At 41.0% G+C, this 10,433-nt stretch carries 9 protein-coding genes, 1 tRNA gene and 1 pseudogene; 7 read left to right on the top strand and 4 right to left on the bottom strand.

From position 1 onward, the window contains the following. Positions 1-51: 51 nt before the first annotated feature. Together ABUA47_RS14615 and ABUA47_RS14610 are read right to left on the bottom strand one after the other, a co-directional pair. Entirely contained in the window at positions 52-192 is a 141-nt protein-coding gene (locus tag ABUA47_RS14615) for a hypothetical protein (protein WP_230583267.1), read from the bottom strand. Between the two features lie 39 nt (positions 193-231). After that, positions 232-1,293, bottom strand: a complete 1,062-nt coding sequence (locus ABUA47_RS14610; RefSeq protein WP_035448524.1) for a substrate-binding domain-containing protein — start codon at positions 1,291-1,293, stop codon at positions 232-234. Between the two features lie 233 nt (positions 1,294-1,526). On the opposite strand from ABUA47_RS14610, the gene uxaC reads away from it, so the two are divergent. Next, positions 1,527-2,933, top strand: a complete 1,407-nt coding sequence (gene uxaC, locus ABUA47_RS14605; RefSeq protein ID WP_008664581.1) for a glucuronate isomerase — start codon at positions 1,527-1,529, stop codon at positions 2,931-2,933. A gap of 42 nt (positions 2,934-2,975) precedes the next feature. On the opposite strand, the gene ABUA47_RS14600 is transcribed toward uxaC, so the two are convergent. Then, complete coding sequence (locus ABUA47_RS14600) at positions 2,976-3,665, bottom strand: HAD family hydrolase (RefSeq protein ID WP_005825494.1); 690 nt, start codon at positions 3,663-3,665, stop codon at positions 2,976-2,978. A 207-nt stretch (positions 3,666-3,872) separates the two neighbouring features. On the opposite strand from ABUA47_RS14600, the gene ABUA47_RS14595 reads away from it, so the two are divergent. From ABUA47_RS14595 to ABUA47_RS14570, 6 genes and pseudogenes are all read left to right on the top strand, one after another. Beyond that, positions 3,873-5,255: an MFS transporter gene (locus ABUA47_RS14595; protein ID WP_009038424.1), complete on the top strand. Its 1,383-nt coding sequence runs from the start codon at positions 3,873-3,875 to the stop codon at positions 5,253-5,255. An 82-nt stretch (positions 5,256-5,337) separates the two neighbouring features. Further along, positions 5,338-6,141 (top strand): MBL fold metallo-hydrolase, encoded by an 804-nt coding sequence (locus ABUA47_RS14590; RefSeq protein ID WP_035448522.1) that lies wholly within the window; start codon positions 5,338-5,340, stop codon positions 6,139-6,141. Between the two features lie 93 nt (positions 6,142-6,234). After that, positions 6,235-6,307 (top strand) — tRNA-Lys (locus ABUA47_RS14585). Between the two features lie 324 nt (positions 6,308-6,631). Next, positions 6,632-7,189, top strand: a complete 558-nt coding sequence (locus tag ABUA47_RS14580) for an NAD(P)H-dependent oxidoreductase (protein ID WP_005825500.1) — start codon at positions 6,632-6,634, stop codon at positions 7,187-7,189. Positions 7,190-7,328: 139 nt separating this feature from the next. After that, positions 7,329-8,621 (top strand): annotated as a pseudogene (locus ABUA47_RS14575) (bifunctional alpha,alpha-trehalose-phosphate synthase (UDP-forming)/trehalose-phosphatase); the annotation flags it as partial. A gap of 398 nt (positions 8,622-9,019) precedes the next feature. Beyond that, positions 9,020-9,262, top strand: a complete 243-nt coding sequence (locus tag ABUA47_RS14570) for a hypothetical protein (protein WP_007751495.1) — start codon at positions 9,020-9,022, stop codon at positions 9,260-9,262. 408 nt (positions 9,263-9,670) lie between these two features. On the opposite strand, the gene ABUA47_RS14565 is transcribed toward ABUA47_RS14570, so the two are convergent. Further along, positions 9,671-10,375 (bottom strand): helix-turn-helix transcriptional regulator, encoded by a 705-nt coding sequence (locus tag ABUA47_RS14565; protein ID WP_117697412.1) that lies wholly within the window; start codon positions 10,373-10,375, stop codon positions 9,671-9,673. Positions 10,376-10,433: the final 58 nt, after the last annotated feature.

Genomic DNA, 10,433 nt, shown 5'->3' with positions numbered 1-10,433 from the left:
CGCACCAAATACCATTACAACAAACTGAATTTCAACAATTTCAAAGAACGACTATGATTTTTTAGTGGACACTAATGTCATGTTATAAATAATCCAATCCACAAATGCGCGAAGGAAATTACCTTCGCCAAACTGGATAATGCGTTCCGGGCGTTGTGCTTTGGGAGCAGTTTCTTTGTTTAATGCTTTCATTTAAAAAATGATTTAAATGGTTGATATGTAATTTTTTGATTATTCAAACTCAAAGTAAAAGTCTATGTTTTCCTTCATCAATATGTCGATGGGCATGTATTTCACTGCAGTGACCGGTCTTTTAAATACCACGTGGTTGCATAAAGTCTTCACGCCACAATAGCCTTGCAGGCCTGGGCGTTGACCGATGAGAAAGGTTACTTCACCGGTTTTCAGGAACTCTGTATTTTTGTGTAAAAGGTCATATCCCACAAGTCCTGCCAGCTTCTGCCCCTTTTCGTGCAGATAATTTGCCACCTGATAAACACGGGAATTAAAAACAGCTCCCAGTACGGCTTGGGGATGTTCTTTAAAAAAAGCATCCAACATCCGTCTGTTGCCGTCAGTATCTTCCTTGTGCAACACAATGTCATGGATAATCAAATCCTTATGTTCCTCGGAAAGGTATTGCATGAACCCCTCGAGGCGGCGTTGCATCTGGATTTCTGCCGGATTGTTTTTCTGATTGTTCAGGAATAACACAAGCTCCTGCCCTTTTTCATAGCTACGCATCAGAATCTTGGCAGCGATGTATCCGCTGGTTTTGGAATCTTGTCCGATATAACACAAGGCATGCGTCTGTTCAATATTGAAGTCTATGAATGCATAGGGAATATCCGCTTCCTCCAAATAAGCAGTGAGTTTTATGGTCTCCTCTCGGAAATTCGGGGCAACAAGTACGGCGTCGGCATTTTCCTCCCGGAGCACAGCACATGCTTCTTTATAGGAGGATTTGTCCGCATGCCGATAGTACAGATAGCTAACTCCAACATTGAACGGCCGTAATTCTTGTGCGGCACGGTCAATTCCCGCTGCTACAGCATACCAATAATCATGTTCTATATAATAAGGTATAATGCAGACAATATGATAGTGCTTTTTAGCCGCCAGCCCGATGGCAAACATATTGGGATGATAATCTATCTCGTCGAGTACTTTCTGGACTTTTTCCCTACTGGAAACGGATACGTCTCCGCGGTTGTGCAGTACGCGGTCTACAGTGCCGGCAGAGACGCCGGACATGCGTGCTATGTCTTTAATGGTATAGTTCTTGTTTTCCATCTTGAGGTATGCTGCCTAAGGCAGTAAAGGTGAGACGTCTGAAGCTTAAATATTATAAATATTCGCCGCAAAGATACGAATTATTTTGTTTCTCCAAGTAAAATTTCTACTTTTGTGTTCGATAACGGTTAATAAAACTAAAAACAATTATACGACCTATTAGCTTTACAATCAATACTATATAGGTGTAATAAATAGAAAGTAATATTTTTAGATACTTAAAACACAAGAAGATGAAAAACTTTATGGACGGAAATTTTCTGTTGCAAACGGAAACATCACAGAAGTTGTACCACGAGCATGCGGCTAAAATGCCGATTATCGACTATCATTGTCACTTGATTCCTCAAATGGTGGCGGAAGACTATCAATTTAAGTCACTGACTGAGATTTGGTTGGGAGGTGACCACTACAAGTGGCGTGCCATGCGTACCAATGGTGTGGACGAACGTTTCTGTACCGGTAAGGATACTACAGATTGGGAAAAGTTTGAGAAGTGGGCCGAAACGGTACCTTATACTTTCCGTAATCCGTTGTATCACTGGACCCACCTTGAATTGAAGACCGCTTTTGGAATCGATAAAATTCTCAATCCTCATACGGCCCGTGAAATTTATGATGAATGTAATGAGAAGCTGAAACAGCCTGAATATTCCGCCCGTGGCATGATGCGCCGTTATCATGTGGAAGTGGTTTGTACTACAGATGATCCTATTGATTCCTTGGAATACCATATCAAGACACGTGAGAGCGGCTTTGAAATCAAGATGTTGCCTACTTGGCGTCCGGATAAGGCAATGGCGGTGGAAGTTCCTGCCGATTTTCGCGCATATGTAGAAAAGTTGGCCGAAGTGAGCGATGTGGCTATTTCCTGCTTTGACGATATGGTTGCTGCCTTGCGTAAGCGTCACGATTTTTTCGCGAAACAAGGATGTAAACTGTCTGACCACGGAATTGAAGAATTCTATGCCGAGGATTATACAGGAGCGGAAGTTAAGGCTATCTTTAACAAGGTATATGGCGGTACTGGATTGACGAAGGAGGAAATTCTGAAATTCAAGTCGGCCATGCTGGTTGTGTTCGGCGAAATGGATTGGGAGAAAGGTTGGACACAACAGTTCCATTATGGTGCTATTCGCAACAACAATAGTAAGATGTTCAAACTGTTAGGTCCTGATACCGGTTTTGATTCCATTGGCGAATTTACTACAGCAAAAGCTATGGCTAAATTTCTCGACCGCTTAAACTCCAATGGTAAGCTGACCAAGACTATTCTTTATAATTTGAATCCATGCGCCAACGAAGTCATTGCTACTATGCTGGGTAACTTCCAGGATGGTACGGTTGCCGGTAAGATTCAATTCGGTTCCGGTTGGTGGTTCCTTGACCAGAAGGATGGTATGGAAAAGCAGATGAATGCCCTTTCTGTACTGGGCTTATTGAGCCGATTTGTTGGTATGCTGACCGATTCCCGTTCCTTCCTCTCCTATCCGCGCCATGAATATTTCCGCCGTACATTGTGTAATCTTGTAGGCCGTGATGTAGAAAATGGTGAAATTCCTATTTCCGAGATGGAACGCGTAAACCAGATGATTGAAGATATCAGCTATTATAACGCTAAGAATTTCTTCCAATTCTAAAAAGCAATAGTAAGCTATAAGTTATGCAGTTTCACCCATAACTTATAGCTTATCTAATATTCCTTTGATACTATCCAATCGTATAAAATTGGGATGTCGTATTTCCCCTTCATGTTGCTCGTATGCCCAAGTCACGTGGTATGGTACATGGGCAGCGTATCCCCCAAGTTCCAATACCGGAAGTATGTCTGATTTTACAGAATTACCTATCATCAGGAGTTTTTCAGGCGGACAGCCCAATGTATCAATCAGCCTCTGGTAATCATCGATTTTCTTGTCACTCATAATTTCGATATGATGGAAATATTCTCGCAGTCCGGAAGCTTCTATTTTTCTTTTCTGGTCGAACAAGTCCCCCTTAGTGGCCAACACCAATTTATATTTCCCATGAAGTGACGATATGGTCTCCTTCACGCCTTCCAGTAGTGTAACCGGTTTCTGCAGAAGCTCTTGTCCCCATCCTATTACTTCTTCTATAAGATGCATATTCCCGTTTCCGTCTGTCACTTTGCAGATGGTTTCAGTCATACTGAGCATTATGCTCTTCAGCCCATAGCCATACATATGCAGATTCTTCATTTCTGTTTCAAAAAACCTTTGTGATATGGATGAAGCAGGCAGATATTGCCTTAAAAGGTTACAGAATTTGTGCTCGAACTCCTGAATATAAAGTTCGCTTTCCCACAGTGTGTCATCAGCGTCAAAAGCTATAAATTCGATTTTATCTTTCATGAATGGTCGTTTTATAAAAGCGTCCAAAGATACGGAGTATTCTATATAAATGAAAAGATAAATAGTGATAAATGGGAAGTTAATATCTTGTCTGCAACTTATTAATATTGTGTTTGCAGAAAATTAATATCTTGCAAACACGATATTAATTTCCTATTTTTGCACTTATTTTTTCATTTAATACATAAATTTTAATCGTACAAAAGGATGATGACATCACCCCAACCCGCTTCCAAAGGCTTCAGCAGAGCTTTTTGGGTAAGCAGTACAGTAGAACTGTTCGAACGCATGGCATATTATGCTGTATTTATTGTTCTTACCATTTATCTTTCCAATATTTTAGGTTTCAATGATTTTGAGTCAAGCATGATTTCCGGTCTGTTTTCGGGAGGGCTCTATTTGTTGCCTATCTTTACGGGCGCATATGCCGATAAGATAGGTTTCCGAAAGTCGATGATTATTGCTTTCTCACTGCTTTCCATCGGGTATTTGGGCTTGGGATTGCTTCCCACCCTACTGGAAGCAGCCGGTCTGGTGGAGTATGGCGAGACAACCCGTTTTTCAGGATTGCCGGATAGTAATGACCGCTGGATGATTGTCCCCGTATTGTTTGTTATCATGGTAGGAGGTTCGTTCATCAAGTCTATCATATCGGGATCGGTGGCTAAGGAAACAACAGAGGCTACCCGTGCTCGCGGCTATTCCATCTTCTATATGATGGTGAATATAGGAGCTTTTACCGGAAAAACGGTGGTCGACCCTCTACGGAATGTTATCGGTGAGCAAGCTTATATTTATATCAATTACTTCTCGGCTGCCATGACGGTGCTGGCATTATTGGCTGTCATCTTATTGTATAAATCGGCACATACAGCAGGTGAAGGGAAAAGCATGCGTGAAATTGGACAAGGTTTTCTGCGTATTATCACTAATTGGCGTTTGTTGATTCTTATCCTCATCGTAACCGGCTTTTGGATGGTGCAGCAACAGCTCTATGCAACTATGCCCAAATATGTCATCCGTATGGCGGGTGAAACAGCCAAACCGGGGTGGATAGCCAATGTAAACCCGTTTGTAGTGGTTTGCTGTGTAAGTTTTATCACCCGGTGGATGGCAAAGCGCACAGCTATTACTTCTATGAATATAGGCATGTTTCTTATTCCGGTATCGGCATTGCTGATGGCATGCGGTAATTTGCTGGGCAACGATATTATTTCCGGCATGAGCAATATTACTTTGATGATGGTGCTTGGCATTGTTGTGCAAGCTTTGGCAGAATGTTTTATCTCACCGCGTTATCTGGAGTACTTCTCTTTGCAGGCCCCCAAGGGCGAAGAAGGTATGTACCTCGGTTTCAGTCATCTTCATTCATTCCTCTCTTCTATTTTCGGGTTCGGTATTGCGGGGGTACTTCTGACAAAATATTGTCCTGATCCAGTCTTGTTTGAAACCCGCGAAGCGTGGGAAGCAGCCAGTGTCAATGCACATTATATCTGGTATTATTTCGCTGCTATAGGATTGGTTGCAGCGATAGCGTTATTCGTTTTTGCCAAAACTACCGAATTCATCGACAAAAAGAAGAAGGCATAAGGTTTATATATTGCATACTTTTTGTATATTTGCCGTCACTTTTTTTAAAAGCGACGGCTTTTTTGTAATTAAGGAGATTAGGATGAAAGTAAAATTTATAAGCCTTGCCAGTGGAAGCAGCGGCAACTGTTATTATATAGGCACAGAAAAATATGGAATACTCATCGACGCCGGCATTGCAGTACGGACGATAAAAAAAGGACTGAAAGAAGCAGGTATCAGCATGGAAATGATACGTGCGGTATTTGTTACGCACGACCATGCGGACCATATCAAAGCAGTAGGCGGATTGGGTGAAAAACTGAATATTCCTATTTATACAACCGCCCGGATTCATGAGGGCATCAACCGGAGCTATTGCATGACAGAAAAGTTATATTCGTCTGTCCGTTACCTGGAAAAGCAGCAACCCATGCAGTTGGAAGATTTTCATATCGAATCTTTCGAGGTACCTCATGATGGCACGGACAATGTGGGCTATTGCATTGAGATAGACGGAAAAGTGTTTGTTTTTCTTACAGACCTTGGTGAAATTACTCCTACGGCCGCAGAATATATCAGAAAGGCCAATTATCTGATATTGGAAGCCAACTACGATGAGGAAATGTTACGCATGGGTACCTACCCCCAATACCTGAAAGAACGGATTACCAGCCGCACCGGACACATGAGTAATATTGCTACTGCTGAATTTCTTTCGGAAAATATGACGGAACATTTACAGTATATTTGGCTTTGTCATTTGAGCAAGGACAACAATCATCCTGAATTGGCATATAAAACAGTGGAATGGAAATTAAGGGAAAAAGGAATTATCGTAGGAAAGGATGTACAGTTGTGTGCTTTGAAGCGTACTACTCCTTCTGATTTATACGAGTTTGAATAAAAAATCCCATTTCATCGCAAAAAATACACCGTTTTGTTTGCACGAATAAAATAAAAGGACTACTTTTGCACCCGCAAACAAGAAATAAGGAATGCACTCTTAGCTCAGTTGGTAGAGCAACTGACTCTTAATCAGTGGGTCCAGGGTTCGAATCCCTGAGGGTGTACTTAAAAAAGGAACAACTACTGTTGTTCCTTTTTTAATTTGTCTTAACAAGAACATGCTTTGATGGGTATAAGCTCCTCATACGGAATCACTAGTAAATCTATATGGGGATGATACATTATTTTTCGTTAGTCCGCATAATAAATTCTTCAGAAGTTTGTTTTTATACCTTTGCCCTCACCCGCTTTCCGCCTCTTTCGTCACATTCGAAAATATATGTCAGAAAATGAAAGTAGGAAGAAAACTTTTATTTCCTCCTACTCGTATATCTATATTTTGTATATTTGTACACACATCAATGATTTTAAACTAAAAGAAAAACAATATGGATAAAGATTCAAAGCAAGTAGTGGTTCTTCTGACACATCCCAATATAAAAGAGTCGCGAGCTAACAAGGCATTGATGGATGCTATTAGTGACATGGGAGAGGTAGCCATATACAATTTATATGAGATGCGTATGGAAGATGCTTTTAATGCAGAGATATGGAGCACTATCATATCGCATGCATCTGCGCTTGTATTTCAGTTTCCGTTCTATTGGATGTCGGCTCCTTCTTTATTGAAGAGATGGTTGGATGAAGTATTTACTTATCTGGCAAAAACTCCTGCTGTGGCTGGTAAGACATTGATGGTGGTCACTACTGCCGGCTCTGAACATGATGCTTATAGAAGCGGAGGAAGAAATCGTTTTACGGTGGATGAGTTGTTAAGACCTTATCAAGCAAGTGCTGTACATGCTGGAATGATATGGCAAACTCCTCTTGTAGTCTATGGAATGGGGACTTCGGAAGCTAGTAAAAATATAGCAGAAGGGATAAATTGCTATAAGCAAAGAATTGAAGCATTGGTGAAGAAAGACATTTTCAGTGATAATTGGTAATAGTAGGACCATATCGAAATGGAATATTCTTTTTCATTTTTGAATGTTTGTTTTTCTCTTTATCTTTTTCTAAAATACTGATTTTAAGCAATAAATAAAATATTGTATGAATTGGCATATTTCTTGTGTTAACTCATACATGAAACTTTATATTATATCAAACAGATTACCCGTTAAGGTTACCAAAGAGGATGAAACGTTCGTGTTTTCACGAAGTGAAGGTGGACTGGCTACCGGTTTGGACTCACTTCAGATTTCCTACGAAAAACATTGGATTGGATGGCCTGGAATATGCGTTGACAACGAAGAAAGTAAAGAGGAAATCACTTCTAGATTGGAAGGAATAAATTTCCACCCAGTATTCTTGTCCGAAATACAGATAAAGAATTATTATGAAGGCTATAGTAATAGTACTATCTGGCCATTATGTCACTACTTTTTTGTTTATACGCTGTATCGGAACTCTTTCTGGCAATCGTATCAGGAAGTGAACCAGTTGTTCTGCGATGCCATTTGCCGCGTGATACGTCCAGGTGACAAGGTGTGGATTCAAGACTATCAGCTAATGCTGCTTCCCGGAATGCTTCGGAAGGTTTACCCGGATTTGAATATCGGATATTTCCATCATATCCCTTTTCCTTCCTATGAACTTTTCCGGATATTACCGGAGCGTGCAGAAATCCTGAAAGGATTATTGGGTGCAGACTTTATAGCTTTCCATACTCATGACTATATGCGGCATTTTATCAGTGCTGTCGAACGGGTATTGCGTATTGACTTTAAACTGGACGAAGCACAACTCGGGAATAGAGTAGTTAGGACCGATGCTCTTCCTATGGGAATCAACTACGGACTGTATCACAATGCTTCTTCCAGACCGGAAGTACAGCGGGCGATAGACCGTACACGGAAATTTTTCGGGAATCATAAGTTGATTCTTTCTGTAGACCGCTTGGATTATAGCAAAGGCATTCTGCACCGTTTATGGGGATTTGCTGCCTTTTTAGAATGTCATCCTGAATATTGTGGAAAAGTTACATTGGCAATGGTCATTGTTCCATCACGTGACCATGTAGATAGTTATGCTGAGCTAAAAACCAAGATTGACGAAGAAATAGGTTCTATAAACGGACAGTATTCTACGATGGACTGGACTCCGGTTTGCTATTTCTATCACGGTTTTTCATTTGAAGAACTGGTGGCAATGTACTATATAGCTGATGTAGCTTTGGTAACTCCACTTCGTGATGGCATGAATTTGGTTGCCAAGGAATATGTAGCCTCGAAAAATAATAATCCGGGTGTTTTGATTTTGAGTGAAATGGCAGGTGCAGCTATTGAGATGACGGATGCATTGTTGATTAACCCCAATGACACTGAGGAGATAAAGCAGGCCATTTGTCGGGCTTTGGAGATGCCCGAACAGGAACAACTGTATGGGGCATAGAACGAAGCGGTTTTTTCAATGGTCGGGAAAAATGGGCGAAAGGTTTTGAAAACCAAAGGGTTTAGGCATGATCGGGAAAATGGGCTGAATATTTCGAAGCGGTTTTTCTCTTTACATGGCTTACATCTGCTTTACGTTTGAGGGGCTTTTCTTCGGATATTCGGGGGATTGCTTTACATCGGGCTTGCAGATGGGGCTAAAACGGCCTGGAAGGGTTTTATTTTCGGCTGTGTGGCCGTTTTATGGCTGGGTTGATGGATTTTGTTATATGATGGTGTGAACGGCTGTGTGGCCGTTTTTTTGTGCCTATTTTTAAAGATGTTGCCTTAAAATTCTTCCAAATAAGTATTATTTGGTATATTTGCAGCATAATAGAAACGAATATGGCAAAAGTGATTCATGTGCATTTGCTGCATAAAATAGACGGGACGAAGCAGAAAGATTGGTATTTCAGCAGTATATCGGCTGTTTATACGGTTCTGACGGCAGATCAGGTGGGGGCAACCAAGAATTACCTGCTTCATGCCGGGCTGTCTGGTAACGGCACAATATGCACGAAAAAGGCTATAATTAAGCAATCTACGCTCATCTCGGGTGGTAGTAAGGGAATGGTTAGAACGATATAATAGCGCCGTTAGAAAGGCTTGTAGGCGTTATTTCTTTGAATGCTGATTGGGGAGCTTATGGCTCCCTTTTTTTATGCCCCTACGGTTGGTTTTATTTGGTTAGGGGTTACTATTGGGGTTACTGTTAGGGGTTACTACTTCTTTAAGTTAGGGGTTACTTTAGGGGTTACTTTTTCAGTTCTCAGAGGGTACGCCCGAAATAGGAAACTATGTTATAAATGAAAGCAAGTGCCGTTTTTCTCTGTTTTCAGAGAGGAAAAACGACACTTGTTTGTGTGATATACCTTATTATAATAAAATAAATCCTTTGATTTACAGTGTATTTACGAGTTTGCTTCAGGTAAATTCCTTCAAAAGTGTGTGCGTGCGTCCTTTTTTAGCCTTCTGTAGGAGGCATGCGTGTACCACTTAGAAGAACTTGCTGATACTTCCGATTACTTCAAAGACATTGATGATGCGTGATTTGTCGAATTCCTGTTCATCGTAATCATTGGTGTTGATGGGGATGAAGCGCAGCTTGTCCGGATCCGGCGACCTGCGGAGGATTTTAATGGTGCGGATGGTATCCAACACCACTGCATAGATTTCGCCATATTGGATGTCGTTGAGTGTGCATTGGTGCAGGGCAATGATGTCGCCATGGTTTATTTTGGGTTCCATGGAGTGCCCGGTGACATTGCACCAAAGGCTGGCTTTTTCGAATCCCCTTATTACAATGTTGGTGGCAGGTATGTTTACCTGTGAATTAAACACTTCATCAAAGCCCCCGATAAAGTCCACATCGTAGTATGGTGTACCGATGGATGGGTTCATAGATGTGGTAGGCAGAGTCGAAGAATTTGCTTCGTCTATTGTTTTAATGCCGTTCAAATCATCTTTCAACATGCTTCCTGCACCAGTAAGTAACCAATCGGCAGATAAATCCGGATAGGCTAATAGAATTTTTTCAATATTCATTGAGCTCATGCCTTTGCCAGACACCTTTGCTTTCCCAATAAGTCCAACAGAAAGACCGGCATTAACAGTCATTTGATTGTCATTTATGCCCTTTTTCTCCATGAAATATTGAAGTCTTTCTATAAAATTCATATCTTTATATTGATTTTCTTCCATATTTAGTTTGATGTATTGAAATAATTCTATATATTTGCAGCGTGTTTAAGATGTAAAC

The sequence above is a fragment of the Bacteroides sp. RTP31139st1_H2_RTP31139_211217 genome, from assembly GCF_040227615.1.
In the GTDB taxonomy this organism is placed as follows: domain Bacteria; phylum Bacteroidota; class Bacteroidia; order Bacteroidales; family Bacteroidaceae; genus Bacteroides; species Bacteroides uniformis.
Note: the sequence above shows the minus strand (reverse complement) of the source record. Positions and strands in the feature narration are given on the sequence as shown.

Coding starts and splice junctions, on each gene's coding strand:
- ABUA47_RS14615 (WP_230583267.1), bottom strand. CDS start 192: ATGAAAGCATTAAACAAAGAAACTGCTCCCAAAGCACAACGCCCGGAA.
- ABUA47_RS14610 (WP_035448524.1), bottom strand. CDS start 1,293: ATGGAAAACAAGAACTATACCATTAAAGACATAGCACGCATGTCCGGC.
- uxaC (WP_008664581.1), top strand. CDS start 1,527: ATGAAAAACTTTATGGACGGAAATTTTCTGTTGCAAACGGAAACATCA.
- ABUA47_RS14600 (WP_005825494.1), bottom strand. CDS start 3,665: ATGAAAGATAAAATCGAATTTATAGCTTTTGACGCTGATGACACACTG.
- ABUA47_RS14595 (WP_009038424.1), top strand. CDS start 3,873: ATGATGACATCACCCCAACCCGCTTCCAAAGGCTTCAGCAGAGCTTTT.
- ABUA47_RS14590 (WP_035448522.1), top strand. CDS start 5,338: ATGAAAGTAAAATTTATAAGCCTTGCCAGTGGAAGCAGCGGCAACTGT.
- ABUA47_RS14580 (WP_005825500.1), top strand. CDS start 6,632: ATGGATAAAGATTCAAAGCAAGTAGTGGTTCTTCTGACACATCCCAAT.
- ABUA47_RS14570 (WP_007751495.1), top strand. CDS start 9,020: ATGGCAAAAGTGATTCATGTGCATTTGCTGCATAAAATAGACGGGACG.
- ABUA47_RS14565 (WP_117697412.1), bottom strand. CDS start 10,375: ATGGAAGAAAATCAATATAAAGATATGAATTTTATAGAAAGACTTCAA.